This window comes from Streptomyces sp. NBC_01549, assembly GCF_026339955.1.
GTDB lineage: Bacteria > Actinomycetota > Actinomycetes > Streptomycetales > Streptomycetaceae > Streptomyces.
Window position 1 is genome coordinate 32,345 of the sequence record NZ_JAPEPW010000005.1, and the last position, 15,638, is coordinate 47,982.

The 15,638-nt window shown below is 70.3% G+C and carries 16 protein-coding genes; 14 read left to right on the plus strand and 2 right to left on the minus strand.

Going from position 1 to position 15,638, the window contains the following annotated elements; genetic code table 11:
- The first annotated feature begins 96 nt into the window (after nucleotides 1–96).
- From OG819_RS54985 to OG819_RS55050, 14 genes are all read left to right on the plus strand, one after another.
- Complete coding sequence (locus OG819_RS54985) at nucleotides 97–666, plus strand: hypothetical protein (protein WP_266657553.1); 570 nt, start codon at nucleotides 97–99, stop codon at nucleotides 664–666.
- A 13-nt stretch (nucleotides 667–679) separates the two neighbouring features.
- A complete protein-coding gene (locus tag OG819_RS54990; RefSeq protein WP_266657555.1) occupies nucleotides 680–1,366 on the plus strand; it encodes an OmpA family protein in 687 nt (228 codons plus the stop codon).
- Nucleotides 1,367–1,611: 245 nt separating this feature from the next.
- Nucleotides 1,612–2,211, plus strand: a complete 600-nt coding sequence (locus OG819_RS54995; RefSeq protein WP_266657557.1) for a hypothetical protein — start codon at nucleotides 1,612–1,614, stop codon at nucleotides 2,209–2,211.
- Nucleotides 2,169–3,056, plus strand: a complete 888-nt coding sequence (locus OG819_RS55000; RefSeq protein ID WP_266657559.1) for an ATP/GTP-binding protein — start codon at nucleotides 2,169–2,171, stop codon at nucleotides 3,054–3,056. Before OG819_RS54995 ends, OG819_RS55000 begins: the two co-directional genes overlap by 43 nt.
- An 81-nt stretch (nucleotides 3,057–3,137) precedes the next feature.
- Nucleotides 3,138–3,782 (plus strand): SAF domain-containing protein, encoded by a 645-nt coding sequence (locus OG819_RS55005; RefSeq protein ID WP_266657926.1) that lies wholly within the window; start codon nucleotides 3,138–3,140, stop codon nucleotides 3,780–3,782.
- Complete coding sequence (locus tag OG819_RS55010; RefSeq protein WP_266657561.1) at nucleotides 3,782–4,591, plus strand: hypothetical protein; 810 nt, start codon at nucleotides 3,782–3,784, stop codon at nucleotides 4,589–4,591. The genes OG819_RS55005 and OG819_RS55010 overlap by 1 nt, the downstream gene beginning before the upstream one ends.
- The gene (locus tag OG819_RS55015; protein WP_266657563.1) at nucleotides 4,581–6,068 is read left to right on the plus strand and encodes a CpaF/VirB11 family protein; all 1,488 of its coding nucleotides are present in this window, start codon (nucleotides 4,581–4,583) and stop codon (nucleotides 6,066–6,068) included. The genes OG819_RS55010 and OG819_RS55015 overlap by 11 nt, the downstream gene beginning before the upstream one ends.
- The gene (locus OG819_RS55020) at nucleotides 6,065–7,018 is read left to right on the plus strand and encodes a type II secretion system F family protein (RefSeq protein WP_266657565.1); all 954 of its coding nucleotides are present in this window, start codon (nucleotides 6,065–6,067) and stop codon (nucleotides 7,016–7,018) included. Before OG819_RS55015 ends, OG819_RS55020 begins: the two co-directional genes overlap by 4 nt.
- The gene (locus OG819_RS55025) at nucleotides 7,015–7,899 is read left to right on the plus strand and encodes a type II secretion system F family protein (RefSeq protein ID WP_266657567.1); all 885 of its coding nucleotides are present in this window, start codon (nucleotides 7,015–7,017) and stop codon (nucleotides 7,897–7,899) included. Before OG819_RS55020 ends, OG819_RS55025 begins: the two co-directional genes overlap by 4 nt.
- 39 nt (nucleotides 7,900–7,938) lie before the next feature.
- Nucleotides 7,939–8,259: a hypothetical protein gene (locus OG819_RS58995; RefSeq protein WP_323139490.1), complete on the plus strand. Its 321-nt coding sequence runs from the start codon at nucleotides 7,939–7,941 to the stop codon at nucleotides 8,257–8,259.
- On the plus strand, nucleotides 8,259–8,684 hold the full coding sequence (locus OG819_RS55035) for a TadE/TadG family type IV pilus assembly protein (RefSeq protein ID WP_266657569.1): 426 nt from the start codon (nucleotides 8,259–8,261) through the stop codon (nucleotides 8,682–8,684). Before OG819_RS58995 ends, OG819_RS55035 begins: the two co-directional genes overlap by 1 nt.
- Nucleotides 8,685–8,698: 14 nt before the next feature.
- Nucleotides 8,699–9,142, plus strand: coding sequence for a TadE/TadG family type IV pilus assembly protein (locus OG819_RS55040; protein ID WP_266657571.1), 444 nt, complete (start codon nucleotides 8,699–8,701; stop codon nucleotides 9,140–9,142).
- Nucleotides 9,142–9,594: a TadE/TadG family type IV pilus assembly protein gene (locus OG819_RS55045; protein WP_266657573.1), complete on the plus strand. Its 453-nt coding sequence runs from the start codon at nucleotides 9,142–9,144 to the stop codon at nucleotides 9,592–9,594. Before OG819_RS55040 ends, OG819_RS55045 begins: the two co-directional genes overlap by 1 nt.
- The gene (locus OG819_RS55050; RefSeq protein ID WP_266657575.1) at nucleotides 9,594–13,073 is read left to right on the plus strand and encodes a LysM peptidoglycan-binding domain-containing protein; all 3,480 of its coding nucleotides are present in this window, start codon (nucleotides 9,594–9,596) and stop codon (nucleotides 13,071–13,073) included. The genes OG819_RS55045 and OG819_RS55050 overlap by 1 nt, the downstream gene beginning before the upstream one ends.
- A 20-nt stretch (nucleotides 13,074–13,093) precedes the next feature.
- Here OG819_RS55050 and OG819_RS55055 read toward each other — a convergent pair whose 3' ends face one another.
- On the minus strand, nucleotides 13,094–13,534 hold the full coding sequence (locus OG819_RS55055) for a hypothetical protein (protein WP_266657577.1): 441 nt from the start codon (nucleotides 13,532–13,534) through the stop codon (nucleotides 13,094–13,096).
- A gap of 177 nt (nucleotides 13,535–13,711) precedes the next feature.
- Complete coding sequence (locus OG819_RS55060) at nucleotides 13,712–15,535, minus strand: DUF2637 domain-containing protein (protein ID WP_266657930.1); 1,824 nt, start codon at nucleotides 15,533–15,535, stop codon at nucleotides 13,712–13,714.
- Between the last annotated feature and the right edge of the window lie 103 nt (nucleotides 15,536–15,638).

Consider the following 15,638-nt stretch of genomic DNA (forward strand, 5'->3'; position numbering starts at 1 on the left):
GTGCCCAGCCCTCCCCCGCCCAGTTCACCGTCGCCGGGACCGAAAGCGGTCAGGCGATCGTCACCACTGGATCCGTCACCGAAAGGAAGCCGCCTCATGACCAGTTGGGACACCACGGCGTTCGGCAGACGCCTCGCTGCGCTCGCGATCACCATCGGACTGGCCCTGGGGGTGGGGGCCTGCTCGGACGGCAGCCCGGAACAGGGCCGTGCATCGGCGTCCGCACCGGAAGCAGGCAGCGGCTCGGCGATGCGTGAGCAGTTGCAGACAGGAGCGCCGCTGGCCGAACTCCAGGGCCAGGGCGGCCTGTCCCTCACGATCACGTCCGCAGAGCGAGACCCGGCCGGATACCTCACCGTCCGCGGGAACCTCAAGAACGACGGGGCCACCGTGGCCGTGGTCCCCGCCGAACTGCGGGGTGACGAGCTCCAGGTGCTCAGGACCGGACCGTCGCTGGGCGGCGCGACCCTCGTCGACTTCGCCCACAAGAAGCGCTACTACGTGCTGCGGGACACGGACGGCCGTCCCCTCACCACGACCGGCCTGTCCACGCTCAAGGGCGGCGAAAGCGCGTCCGTATTCATGCAGTTCCCCTCCCCCGCCTCGGACACGGTCGGATTCCAACTGCCGCTGTTCGACACCGCGAACATCAAGATCGCTGGGTGAGGTGAGCTTCCGTATGCGCACAGCTCGAACCCGGATCACCGTTCCGCTCCTCGCCCTCGCCGCCGTGGCCGGCGTCCTGGTCGCGGCGGGCGGGCCAGCCCGCCCGGCAGCCGCCGCCCCGGCGTCGAGCGCCCTGGCTTCCGCCTCGGACACACCGACCGGAATCGACCCGCGCAGCCCCGGTCTCGCACTGCGCAACGGTGCGGACCTCGCCCCGTCCAGGATTCTCGACCTCAGCTCGGAAGCCCACGGCATCAGCGAGGTAGTCGAGGACCAGGAGGGAGCCGAACGCCGTGAGGACACAGGAACGGAGGTGACGTTCGACTTGCAGGCGGAGGTGCTCTTCGCGAAGGACAGCGCGCGGCTGAGCAGCTCGGCAACGTCCCGCATCGCCTCCGTCGCCCGGGAGATACGGCCACGGCCGGGAACACAGGTCCGCGTGTACGGCTTCACCGACGACCTCGGGTCCTCCTCCCACGGCGACATTCTCTCCAGGCAGCGCGCCGTCGCCGTCCAGGGCGTGCTGGCCGAGGAACTGAGCGGCACAGCGGTCACCTTCGAGACGCGCGGGTTCGGCGAGAGGCGCCCGGCGGCCTCCAACGCCACCGAGGCCGGCCGCGAGAAGAACCGGCGGGTCGAGATCTCGTTCTCTCGCACAGCGGGTTCACAAAGTTCGTCCGGAGCTGCGAACGCGCCCTGAGGTGTGCGGGAGTGACGAGCGAAGACACAGAACTACAAATCGACATCCGGTTCCGAAAGTGACCGGGTACGTCCCGAGTTGTACGAGTGAACTCAAATATCAAGCTGGGAAGTTGACTGGCATATGCGTAACCTTGCGATCACGCAAACGCATTACCGCAGCTGGACCAGGCCGCGGTTCTGGCCCACCGCATGTCAGAGGGCCGGGGCGGCGGTCATCCGCACCGCGTCGTACGGGGAGACAACGTGACAGCTACACAACGACGCTCGTCAGCGCACCATATCGCCGCTGTTCGCACCCGGAAGCACGCAACCGCCCTGCTCCTCGCCGGCAGTCTGCTGGCGCTGGCTGGTTGTAGCGACAGCGACACGGACACGTCGTCCAAGCCCACTTCCACCCCGACGGCTGTCTCGCCGTCTCCCAGTTCCACCGTCGACGCCGAGGACGCCGCCGTCATCGCGGCGTACACCAGTTCCTGGGACGCGCAGACCAAGGCCTACAGCAAGGCCTCCTCTGCGGGCACCGACCTGAAGAAGAACACCACCTTGAGGGCCCTGTTCGATATCGAGCATGACCTCGAGGTCATGCGGAAGGCCGGGCAGGTGACCACCGGAAAGCCGGTGATCAATCCGAAGGTCGTCAAGGTGACCGACGGCAAGATCCCCAAGGCCACGCTAACGGACTGCGTCGACACGACGGACTGGATCCTGACAGACAAGGCCTCGAAGAAGCCGGTCCCGCTGCCCACGACGCGGCTCATCAAATACGTCAGCACCGCAACGCTTGAAAAGTGGGGGAAGTCGTGGATGGTCACGAAGTTGACCGCTCAAGAGCAAGCCTGCTAGCCCGGCGCCTCGCCGCACTCACCGGCGCCCTCGCCCTGGCCTCGGCGGGCGTCGCGCACGCCGGCGATGGTCCCGATGTCGGTGGCGGAAAGTGCCAGGTCATCAAGTTCTGCGTCGACGTCGGTGTTGGTGACGAGACCGGCGGCAGCGGCGGGCAGGCGGGTGGCTCACAAGGCGGCGGAGACAGCGGCGACAGCAAGGTGGAGTGCAAGTACACCAAGGTCGATCCGAAGCCTCCGGCCGCCTGGCCGGGGTGGAAGGGCGCCGACCCCAAGAAGAACGACGTGTACTTCTACGGGTGCACGGACGGCGGCCAGAACAACCCGGACGGCTTTGTGGTCGTGCCGCTGGGGCAGCCTCCGGTGCCGCAGGTCGACCCGCGGGTGCTGGCCCAGCGCGCGGTCGACTCCATGACGCTGCTCGGCCCGGACATCGCCAGCCCGCGCGCGGCCGGGAAGTACACCGTGGGTGTACCGATGTGGATGTGGGTCAACCAGAGCGCCACGACCTACGGTCCTAACACCGCGTCGGCCACGGCGGGCGGGATCACCGTCACCGCGACCGCGAAGGTGTCGAAGATCGTGTGGGCGATGGGCGACGGTGGCTCCGTGACGTGCAACGGCCCCGGCACGCCCTATACGTCGTCCGAGGGCATGGCCCAGTCCCCGACCTGCGGACACGTGTACTCCAAGACCTCGGCCGGTGCCCAGAACGCCAAGTTCCCGGTGACCGCGACCTCGACGTGGACGATCAACTGGCAGGGCGGCGGACAAGCCGGCCAGCTCACCGAGGTCCGGCAGACCAACGTGCAGGTGGCTATCGGCGAAGTCCAGGTCGTCAGGTAACGCCGCCGGAAGGACAGAACGGTGAGCAAGACCCAAGAACGTGTAGACACATCCCCGAACGGCCTCCCCCAGCAGGGACGCGTGGCCGGACCGGTAACCCCACCCCGGGTGTCGGCGCGCAGGCGACGACCAGGTGTCATCGCCCTGTCGCTGGCGCTGATCGCCGCCGGAGGCGCCGGAGTTGCCGTCCTGCTGCTCCAAGTCGGCAACCGTACGGACGTGGTGACCGTGGTCCGCGACGTCCAGGTCGGCCAGGTCCTCACCGAGGACGACCTGGGCCAGGCGTCACTCGCCCTGGACCCGGCCGTCAAGGCGGTGCGCGCCGACGACCTGAAGTCGGTGGTTGGCAAGCGGGCCGCCGTGGAGCTCAAGCCCGGATCCCTGCTCGCCCCCTCGCAGGTGACGAAGGACAACCTGGTGAAGGCCGGCGAGCAGTTGGTTCCGATCGGCCTGGATCCCAAGCAGATCCCGGCTACCGCTCTGGTGCCGGGCCAGAAGGTCAAGCTGGTGCACGTCCCGGCCCAGGGCACCACGGACACTGGCAAGACGTCCGACGCCGCGCCGCAGACCATCGACGGCCGGGTCGTGAAGGCGTCCGGCGCCGCCCCCGGCACGGGAGTCGTGGTCGTCGACGTCGCCACCGCAGCGACCGACGGCCCCACGGCCGCCGCATGGGAAGCCGCCGGGACTCTGCGCCTGGTCCTCGCTGCTCCGGACGGTAACTGATGGCTGTCATCGCGCTCGCAGGGTGCAGCGGGGCGCCCGGCGTGACCACGAGCGCCCTCGCCCTGCTGCTGTCATGGCCGCTGGACCCGGACCGGCGGATGATCCTGGCCGAATGCGACCCGGATGGTTCGGCCGTGCTGCACGGTCTGCTGCAGGGCTCCCTCGGCGACCGGTACGGGCTGCGCAACCTCTCGGTCGCCGCCCGCAAGGGCGAGTTCAGCGATGCCTTCTGGCGGCAGCTGATCGAACTGAACGTCGAGGAGGGCCACCGGCTGCTGCTGCCCGGCATCACGGACCCCGCGCAGTCGGCGAGCCTCGGCTCGGTCTGGAAGATCCTGGCGCAGATGTTCCGCGGCATCGAGGCCGAGAGCGGCCACGACGTTCTGATCGACCTCGGCCGCCGAGGGGCGTACGGGCCATCCGGGGTCCTGGCCGAGCAGGCCGACGCCGTGTTCGTGGTGGTCCGCAACACCCTGCGCTGCCTGCAGGCAGCGGAGGGCCGGGTGCGCGCGCTGGAAGAGCGCGTCGGTGACGTCAGCGTGCTGATGATCAACGAGGGCCCGTATCCCGCAGGCGAGGTGCAGCGCGTTCTGCAGGTGCCGGTGATCGCCACTCTGCCGTACGCGCCGGACGACGCCCGTGTGCTGTCCGACGGTGCCGAGCAGCCCCGTCGCTTCACCAAGTCGCCCCTGATGAAAGCCGCCCGCACGAGCAGCACGCTGATTCTCCAGCGGGCCGCCATGCGCCGGGCCCGCCTCGATCCACGCGGCCTGCGCGCAGCAGGCGGGGAGGTGACTTATGCAGGCTAGGCCTCTGCACCCCGACCCCTCGGTGGCACCGCTGGCACAGGAGTGGACGCAGCAGACCAACGGCACACCGTCACCTGCCGGTGCCGCCTCGAGTACGCAGGTGCTCGGCACCGCGGCTCCGCAGATCACCGTCGACTACCGGCAGGCCCGGGACATCGCGTCCCAGGTCGCCAAGCAGCGCGAGGAACTCCTCAAGACCAAGCCCGACATGGACCGGGAGAGCGAGGAGCAGCGCTGCCTGAACTGGATCGCCGAGGCCGTCGCGCTGTGGTCGGATGCCCAGGCGATGACGCCGCAGCAGGACGAGGCGCTGCGCCGCGCCGTGTACGACCTGCTGTTCCGGGCCGGGCGGCTCCAGCCGTATCTGGACGATGACCGGGTCGAGGACATCATCATCCAGGGCCCGCACGAGGTGTGGCTCGACTACGGCGACGGCGAGCGCCGCCGGGTCGGCCCGATCGCGGACTCCGAAGAGGAACTGCTGGAGCTGCTGCGGGAGTTGGCCCGCGGCTCCGGGCACAGCGAGCGCACCATCTCCACCGCGAACCCCACCCTCGCCCTGTCTCTGCAGGACGGCTCACGTCTCCAGGCCATCACGGGGCTCGGGCCGATGACCTATGCGGTCATCCGCCGGCACCGGGTCTCCCACGCGAATCTCGACGACCTCGTACGGCTGGGCACCATCGACCCGATCCTGCGGGAGTTCCTCGGTGCGTGTGTCCGCGCGGAGAAGAACATCATGATCGCGGGGAAGCAGAAGGCCGGGAAGACCACCCTCCTGCGGGCGATGCTCAAGGAGTTCGACCCCGAGACGCGGTTTGCGACCATCCAGACCGAGGACGAGCTGTTCGCCCACGCCAACGGCTACCACCGGCAGGTCGTCTCCCTGGTGGGCCGCGAGTCCAACGGGGAGAAGGACGTCACCGGACGCGGCGCTGGTGAGGTCACGCTGCTGGACCTGATGCACCCGGCGCTGCGGATGTCGCTGGAGCGGATCGTGGTCGGTGAGGTCCGCGGTCCCGAAGTCGTCGCCATGATGCAGGCGTTGACGAACGGGTCGGGCGGCAACCTGTGCACGATCCACGCGCGTCGCCCGGACATCATCTTCGACCGGATCGCCGAGTTGTACGCGCTCGCCCAGGAGAACCTGTCCGAGCAGCTCGCCTACCGGCAGACCGCCAACGGCCTGGACTTCATCGTGTACGTCGACATGACGGATGAGACGCAGATCGGTGGCCGCCGCCACCGCTATGTCTCCCACATCCTGGAACTGACCGGGATCGGCGAGAACGGGCGGCCCGCCACCAACTCGGTCTTCTCCCCCGGCAGCGAGTGGGGAGACCTGCGGGCAGTGCCCCGGATGGACCCGGGCTGTATCGACGACCTGCGCCGCGTCGGCTTCGACTCGGGACTGCTGCAACAGCCCTACGGGGCCTGGCCGGCGCCGCTGCCGCTGAAGGTGGGGGCGGGCCGATGACGCTGCTGTTCGGGCTGCTGTGCGGCATGGCCGTGGTCGGCGGGCTGGTCGGTGTCGTGGCGGGTCTCGTGGGCACCACGGCGCCGCGCCGGGCCCCGCTGCACCGGCGCTGGCAGGCGGCCCTGCGCGGTGGGCGGAACCAGAGCGAGGACACCCGGATGCGACGGCGGACGCTCATGGTCGCGGCCGTCGTGGTCTTTGTGACCGTGTGGCTGGTCTCGGGGAACTTCGTCGGCGCTGCGCTGCTGGGCGCCGGCGTCATCGGCGTGCCCTGGCTGATCACCCCGGCGCAGATGGCACAGGACCGCATCGGTCAACTGGAGGCGCTGAGCGAGTGGACGCAGCGGCTCGCCGGCCTGCTGAGGCTGGGCATGGGCCTGGAACAGGCGATGGTCACCAGCCGTCAGGGGGCGCCGGACGAACTCGCCCCGCAGATCGTCAACCTGTCCGACCGGCTGCGGCTGGGCTGGCGGCCGGATGGAGCGCTCCGCGCGTTCGCCGAAGAGCTGGACGATGTCACCTCGGACAAGGTGGTCGCCGCGCTCATCCTGTCGGTCAACGACCGCGGTCCGGGTCTGGCTCAGGCCCTGGAGGACTTGGCGGGCACCGTCCGCGAAGAGGTCGCCAAGAAGCGCGCCATCGAGGCGGACCGGGCGAAGCCGCGCACCACTGTGCGGTGGATGACCATCATCACCGTGGGTGTCGTGGTGGCCGGGTTCTTCGTGCCGTCCTACACGAAGCCGTACTCCACGCTCCTGGGACAGCTCGTGCTCGCCTTCCTGACGGCCGGATTCGTCGGCGTGCTCGCCCTGATGCGGCAGCTGGGCAACTTCCGGCGCATCCCGCGCTTCCTGGTCACCGACCCGAGCAGCACCGTCCGTCTGCCTGCGGCCGCGCTGGAGCCGGACCTGCCCATCGCTGCCCGCGAGCCGGAAGGAGTCACCACGTGAACCTGATCCCCGTTGTTCTGACCGGCGGCACGGTCGGCGCCGGCGTCGCTCTGCTGATCCGGGAACTCCTGCAGCCCCAGCCCGCGTTGGGGCCGGCTCTGAAGCGCAGTGCCCCGGCGACCCTGACGATGCCTGAGCCGGAGCTGGACCGCGAGGAGGTCTGGGGCCGGTGGCTGCTGGCCCGCCTGGAGCGGCTTCCGGGCGTGCGGGTCCCCACCACGAACCTGGCCCTGCTCGGTCAGGGGCCGGGCCAGTTCATGCTCAAGAAGGTCGCGCTCGCCGCGCTGGGTCTGCTCTGCCCGGTGATCGCGACGGTTCCGTGGATCATCGCGGGTGTGGGCCTGCCGTTTTATGTGCCCGCCGTCGTCGGACTCCTCGTCGCGGCCCTGCTGTTCATCACGCCCGATCTCGCGGTGCGGGACCAGGCCAAGCGGGCACGGGAGGAATTCGCGCACGCCCTGTCCGCCTACCTCGACCTGGTCGCGCTCAAGCGGGCCGCCGACGCCGGTCCCGCCGAGGCGCTGGAGAAGGCCGCCGAGGTCGGCGAGGGCTGGCCCTTCCTGTTTCTGCAGGGGGCGCTGCGCCGGGCCCGGCTGGAGAAAATCCCGCCGTATCAGGCGCTCACGGAGTTGTCCGCCCAGTACGAACTGCCCGTCCTGGACGACGTCGCCGACATCATGCGCGGCAGCGCCACCGACGGCGCCGCCGTCTACAAGGCGCTGCGGGCCCGGACCGGGGCGCTCAACGCCGAACTGCTCGCGGATCAGGCCGCCGAGGCGAACACGGCCAGCGAGAAGATGACCGCGCCGGGGGCCCTGTTGGCCGTTTTGGTCATGCTGCTGATGGCTTTCCCCGCGGTGATCCGCATGCTGACCGTCTGAGATCACCAACTCGTTCAACGCTCCAGAGAGGTACGGAACATGAAGCACACCGCAGCCCGCACCCGTCGTGCTGTGCTCCGCGCGACCACGCACTCGCGCAGCGGCCCGGACACCGCGTCCCGGGGACCGGGGCGTGCCCGCCGGGGGACGCGTGCCTGGGCACGCGCGAACCGTGCGGTCATCCGGCTGACCGCGCGCGTGCAGGAAGGCCTCCAGGAGGCCGCCCGTCGGCCGGACCGTGGCGACATCTCCACCACGACCGTCATCATCTGGGTGGCCGCCGTCACCGGTGCCGTCCTCATCGCCGGGACCATCGCCGTCGTGATCGCCAAGTACAACGGCAAGCTCAACGGGCTGTGATGAAGCCTCCCGAGCGGCTGACGGACTGGTGGCAGGGGCGACGATGGCGCGACGACCGCGGGGACACCAGCATCCAGATGGCGATCATCTTCCCGTTCGTGCTGCTCGCCACGGTCGCCGTCATCCAGGCCTCCATGTGGTACTACGCCCGGCAGATCGCCCTGACCGCTGCCCGCGAGGGCCTCACCGCCGCCCGCGCGTACCAGTCGAGCCCGGCCGCGGGTGCCGCCCAGGCACAGGACGTGCTGGGGCGCAGCGCGGGGGACAGCCTGCGCGGCTACAGCGTCTCCGCCAGCAGTGACGGGCAGCGGGTGCGGGTCCAGGTGTCCGGCACGGCCCTGTCGATGATCCCGGGTGTGTCAGGCCTGCAGATCACGCAGTCGGCGTCCGGTCCCCTGGAGCGCTGGACCGTACCGGGGGAGTGAAGCGCGTGCGATCCATGGCCCGTTGGGCTCGCAGACTCCGCAGTGATGAGGGGAGCGCCGCGATCGAGGCGGCGATCGTCCTGCCAGCGTTGATCATGTTCCTGTGCATGGCGATCGCCGGCGGCCGGATCGTCACTTCCGGCGCGAAGATCGACTCTGCGGCGGAGGATGCGGCGAGGGAGGCGTCCATCCACCGTACGGCCGCTGCCGCACAGGGCGCCGCGCAGTCGGCGGCCGCGGAGTCCCTGGACGATCAGGGCATCAAGTGCGCCTCGACGTCCGTCAGTATCAACACCGGCGGTCTCAGTGTGCCGGTCGGGCAGGTCGGCACGGTCACCGTGACCGTGACCTGCACGGTCAATCTGGCAGACCTCCTGCTTCCGGGCGTGCCAGGGGCCAAGACCCTCACGTCGACGGCGACCTCGGTAGTGGACCAGTACAGGCAGCGGGGTGACTGATGATCTTCCGTCGGATGTGCCTGCGGCGGACACGGCTGGACGACCGGGGAGGCGTCACCGTGTTCGTCGCCGTGTGCGTCATCGCGCTGATCGGGATCATCGGCGTCGCCGTCGACGGCGGCAGCAAGATGCGGGCCACGGAACGCGCGGACTACATCGCCGGCGAAGCCGCGCGGGCAGGCGGGCAGGCCATCGATCCTGCCGACGCGATCAGCGGGAGGGGGGTCGTCGTGGATCCGCAGGCCGCGGCCGCCGCAGCGCAGGCCTACTTGCGCTCCGCCGGTGCCACCGGCACGGTCAGCGTGTCCGGCGACGACAAGACCCTCACCGTCACGGTCACCGGCTCGTACGACACGAAGTTCTTGTCGGTGGTGGGGATCGGCTCTCTGTCGGTGTCCGGACACGGCAAGGCCACCCTCCTGCATGGCGTCACGGCTCCCGAAGGAAATTGATGCGCACCACCCCCTCCCCCGCCGCAACCGCCGGCCGCACCCTGGCACGGGTTCTCAAAGCCGTGCTGAGCCTGCTGGTCCTGGCGGTCGCGGTCGCCGGGCTGCCGCTGTTGCTGGCCTGGGCCACCCCGGTCATCTGGGCTGCCACCCACGACGACCTCACGCATCTGCTGGACCGGCAGGACACCGGCAGCGTGTTCCTGCTGCTGCTCGTCGCGGTGGGCTGGATCGGGTGGGCGCAGTTCAGCTTCTGCGCCGTACGCGAGCTGATCGCACAGCTGCGGGGCCGTACCTGGCACGCCCCGCGCGGTCTGGGCTCCTCGCAGCGCGCGGCGGCTCTCCTGATCGGCAGCATCCTGGTGCTGCTGCCCACCAGTTCGGCGCTGGCCTCCGACGCGCAGGCCGCCCCGGCCACCTCGGCGGCCCGCGTCCCCGGGCAGGCCGCTGCGCCGCAGGCCACCGAGACCGAGCGGGCCCAAGCGTCCGCGGCGAGCACACCGGCGTCCCGCACGACGTACACGGTGCGCGAGATGCGGCCCGCGGAGAGCCTGTGGGGCATCGCCGAGAAGGAGTTGGGGGACGGCGAGCGGTGGCGGGAGATCGCTGATCTGAACGAGGGCCGGACCATGGTCGACGGCACGGTCTTCCGCGCGAACAGCTTTCTGCAGCCCGGCTGGCAGCTTCAGATGCCCGAGACCGCCGCGGCCGCGGGAGGCGTCCGTACGCAGCTGGGTGACAGCGCCCCGGCTGCCGGCGAGAAGGACGGGCACGTCGTCACGGTCCACTCCGGCGACTACCTGTCGAAGATCGCGGAGGAAGAGCTCGGCGACGGCAATGAGTGGCCGCAGCTGTTCGAGGCCAGCCGGGGCAAGCCGCAGCCGCACGGCCTGCCCGAGATCACCGACCCCGATGTCGTCTACGCGGGACAGCAAGTCACCGTGCCCGGTGCCGAGACCGGCCAGCCGCCCCAAGACCGAGGCCAGGGTGAGGAGTCGGGCAGCCAGGAGACCACTCCCCCGGCCACCCAGAACCCCGACAGCACGCAGAAGCCGGGCGACGGCACGGGGGATGCCCAGGCACCCGTGCCCAGCCAGAGCGCGACGCCTGCGCCGCAGTCGTCGGCGCCCAGCGCGCCGTCCAGCCGAGCGGCCGAGCAGCCCGGGCAGGAGCAGGCCTCTCCGTCCGCAGCGGCGTCCGCGACGCCCGAGCCCAGCGCCAGCGCTTCGGCTTCGGCAGAGTCCCCGTCGGCTTCGGCGGAGCCGTCCGGTTCCGCTGCCTCCTCCCCCAGCACGCAAGTGCCCGAGACTCCGGCGACGTCGCCGGCCAGCAGCCCGCTGAACCTGCGCATCGTGCTCGGCGCCGGTGCGCTGCTCGCTGCCGCCATCACCGGTGCGCTCGCCCTGCGCAGGACGTTGCAGCGCCGGCGCCGCAAGCCGGGCGAGAAGATCGCCATCGCGTCGGAGACGTCCGCAGCCGAGGCCCAGTTGGCGGCGGCGGCCGAGCCCGGCGGTGCTGCCCGTCTGGATGTACCGCTGCGTACCCTGGCCCACCACGTGGCCCAGCAGGGGGAGGACGCGGTCCTGCCGCCGCTGCGGGCCGCCCGCATCGGGACCCGCGTGGTGGAGGTGCTGCCCGAGGACCTCGCCCAGGAACCGGTGGCCCCCTTCACCTCCGGGCAGGGCGGCTGGTGGGTCCTGCCCGCCGATGCCGCGCTCCTGGACGACGAGGCCGCCCGGGACGTACCGGCGCCGTACCCGGCGTTGGTCACGATCGGCAGCACCGAGGCGGGCGACCTGCTGCTGCTCAACCTCGCCGGGCTGCCCGCGCTGCTGTTGGACGGCAACCCGGTGCACATCACCGAGGTGTGCACCTCGCTCGCCCTGGAACTCGGGATGAGTCCGTGGGCGGCCGAAGTCGAGGTCGTCACCGTCGGGTTCGGCGAGGACCTGCCCCAACTGCTGCCCACCGCACGGATCGCCCACATGCGCCAGGCCACGCACGCGCTGCGCGATCTGAGCGAACGCCTGCTGGAAGCGCACCAGATGCCCGACGACCCGCATCAGCCGTATCTGGTGCTGTGCGCGGCCTCCCTGGACGAGGACACGGCCTGGCAGTTCGCCGACGTCATCGACCGGGCGGGGATGGTGCCCGTCACCCTGATCGCCCCGGCGAGTACGGCGGCCGCTCGCTTCCCCGAGGCGGAGATCCTCAACGCCTCCCTCAGCGAGCCGCAGACCCTCGACTACGCCGGCACCGACATCACGGTGCAGCGCCTGGAGCACGCCGCCTACCTGCAGATCACCACCGCGCTGAAGGTGTCCGGGCAGCCCTCCCACCCGGCCGAGGGGCCCTGGCAGGACATCCCGGACGAGCTCGACAGCATGCAGTCCGAGCAGGCATCGCCTGAGGAGCCGATCGTGCCCTCCCCCGCCGCCGCCCCGATCCCGTCGCGGACGGCCGCAACGGAGGTGAGCGGTGAAGTCTTCCCGGCCTTGCTCGCCGCCAGCACCGATCCGTCGGGGCTCCGTCTCCTCTCCCCCGCCACGCCGTTGACCGGGCTCAGCGACGACACCGGCCCGGCAAACGAACCAGTGGCGCCGTCGGCCCCGGCGTCCCCGGGTGCCGCGGACTCCACCGACGCGGCAGAGGCCGCGGATGCGGCGGACGACCCGGCGGCCGCAGTCGAGGAGTCCACCGAGGCGGAGGCGGAAGAGTGCGAGGCGCACGACCTGCACGCCCCGGAGATCCGGGTCCTGGGGCCGGTCGAGGTAACGGGCGTGGACAGCACGGGCCACGGCCCGCGAATGGCGCAGCTTGCCGCTTTGTTGTATTTCCGGCCCGGGCGGAGTGCGGATGTCCTGTGTGCGGACATGGATCCCGTCAGCCCCTGGTCGACGAGCACCCTCAACGCACGGATGCAGGGCCTGCGCAGCTCCCTGGGCAGCGACTCGGCCGGCAACGTCTACGTGCCGCGCCGTAAGGCGGGCGAGGACCCGTACCGGCTCGCTGCAGGCGTGCGCTGCGACTGGACCCGCTTCCTCCAACTCGTCGAACGCGCGCTACCGCTGGGCCCGTCCGGCCTGACCGACCTGGAGAAGGCGCTGACTCTGGTGAGGGGCAAGCCGTTCGGCGGCCGGCCACTGCCCTGGGCCGAGCCCTACCAGCAGGAAATGATCACGCGGATCATCGACGTCGCGCACACCGTGGCCACCTACCGCATCCCCGCAGGCCCCCACCACGACCTGAACGCCGCGCGCCGGGCCGTCGCGACCGGTCTCGATGTCGACGACACGGCCGAGCTTCTCTATCGGGATTGGATGCGTCTAGAGGCTGCACGCGGGAACCGCTCCGGGCTCCACACCGCGATCACTCGCGTGCAGCAGGTCAACCGGGCGTTGGACTGCTCGCTCGAGATGGAGACCACGCAGATCATCAACGAACTCCTCAACGGCTCGGGCACGGTGCGCAAGGCGCTGTAGCCGATCGGGGCGCGAGCGCCCTATCGGCCGGAGGCGATGTCGCGGGCTGCGTAGGCGAGCAGTTCACCGATGGCGGCCTCGTTGGAGGCGGGAGGCCGCGCACGCCACTCGGACAGTGTGTCGCGGACGGTCTGCGCAACGGCCTGGACGTGCTGCACCAGATCGTCGTCGAGCGCCGTCACGTCCCCGGCCGCGGTTCGTCCCGTGACGACGACGGGACCGGCCAGCGGGTACAGGGTCATGCCGCGCCAGGCACTCGCCAGGGCCCACGCCGCCAGGTTCTGGGGAAGACCGAGCGTCCGGCCGTTGCCGTGAATGTGCAGAACGGCCCGCCGGTGGTAGACCCCTTGGTCGACGGCGTCAGGCGATCCGACGTGCTCCAGGATCGCCGAGTGCGCATCGGTCAGAGGCAGGTTGAGGTCCGTGACCGGAGCGTCCGTGGCGATGCGCAGTGCGTGCATGGGTCCTCCTCGTCAGGGCGGCTGCGGAGCTGCGCACTGCGCAAAGGCGTGGTGCGCAGGTCTGCGCAGTGATCACGATGTCTGCGCAATGCATGGCTGATCAGGGGTTTCTTCCGATTGCGCAGCCTGGTGGGCGTCGCGGGGTTCCGGCTGCGCACCGGGTGCGCAGTGGCGGCCCTACTGCTGCGCGTCGGCGTGGTGGCGTATGAGGGCCTGCCGGCGGCGCTCGAAGTCGGCGGCGTTCTCGGTGATGTAGTCGGTGGTGACGGGCTTGTTGTACTGGGCGGTGATACCTCGGGCTGCGCAGTCCTGCGCAACGGCGTCCGCCGCTGGCTGCTCGTTGCGCATCCGGTGTTCGGCCCAGACGTTGTAGACGCGGGACGGCAGGAAGTACCTGCGCAGGTTGGCGGGGCTGACCGGCTTGCCGCCCCGGCCGTGCATACCCTTCTGCGCGAGATAGGCGGACAGTTGCTCAGCCGTCGGCTCCTCGCCGTGCTCGGTCTGGTACTCCATCCACGCCAGGTAGTAGCGATCTACCGTGGTGAGGACCGCCCGCTCCCCCGCCGGCTCCTCCGGCCCTGGCGGTGGGTCGTCGATGGCGGCGTTCACCCGAGGGGTGCGCTTCCCCTTCGCGGCCTGCGCCCCCGCGCCGACGGTCTCCTCTTCGGGTTCGGTCTCCGGCGGAAGGGCCTCATCCCCGGCCTGCTCGCCCGGATCGGGGGCTGATTCGTCGGCGGACAGATCGCCGTGGCCGAACTCGCGCTCCTGGAAGGCCGCGACGAACGCTGCCAGGTCGTAGCCCGTGATGGGCTGGCCGCCATCCCCGGTGATGGAGTCCCGCTCGTACACGTACGCGGCGAGGGCCGCGGCATCCGGGTATGTGCCGTGCTCCTGCGCGTAGGTGCGCCAGGCACTGTGAAAGTAGTCGTACCAGGACTGGTCGGCCGGCTCTGCCGCGTCGGAGTCTGCGGGCTCCTCGCGGTGGAGCGCATAGCGCTCCTGGAGGACCTGGAGCAGGGGCTGCGCCTGGTCCTCGGAGAGCGGGCCGCCGGATCCCGTGGAGATGCCGTAGGTGTCGCGAAGCCAAAGGGCCCACTGCGCGGGGGTCGGCTCGATCTGGAACTCGGCGATGAACGACCGGTAGGCCTCGGCGAACCGCTCAGCGGTTTCCTCGGTCGATTCCTGCGGATCGTGTGGCTGCTCACGCACGGCGGTGGAGACCGGGTCCTGGACTGGTTGCGGCTCCGCGCTGTCCAGCTCGGCCGCTGTCGGATCGGGCTCTGCGGTGGCGTCGCGCGTGGGGGCGTCCGGCTGGACTGAGGCAGGCTCCCGCTCGACGGTGAAGACGATCGGAGGATGCTCGATGCCGGCGGCGGCGAGGCCGGCAGGTGCGGTCTCGGCGAGCGGGACGCCGTACCGGGCCAGTCGCAGCGGCATCAACGCCTCGACGGGGGCCTTTCGGCGCCATGCGCGGCCGAAGCGGGAGTGAAGGCTGGCCTGATAGACCAGGCGCTCCTGTTCAAGCTTGATGACCTGGTCGTAGGAGCGGAGCTCCCACAGCTTCATCCGGCGCCACAGGAGGAACGTCGGGATCGGCGAGAGCATCCAGCGGGTCAGACGGACACCCTCCATGTGCTTGTCCGCCGTGATGTCCGCGATACGACCGATCGCATGCCGGGCCGCCTCCACCGACACCACGAACAGGATCGGGATCACCGCGTGCATGCCCACACCCAGCGGATCCGGCCAGGCCGCCGCGCCGTTGAAGGCGATCGTCGCGATGGTCAGCAACCATGCCGTCTGGCGGAGCAAGGGAAACGGGATGCGGATCCAGGTGAGCAGGAGGTCCAGTGCTAGGAGGACACAGATACCGGCGTCGACACCGATCGGGAACACGTACGAGAAGTTCCCGAAGCCCTTCTTGAAAGCCAGCTCACGGACCGCCGCGTACGAACCGGCGAAGCCGATCCCGGCGATGATCACAGCGCCTGTCACCACCACACCGATGAGGACCCGATGCGCTCGAGTCAGCTGGGGTATCACACCGTTCCCCGCAGCCACGTCCCACTCCCCTATCCACGCCTCACAACTAAGAGGCCGCGCG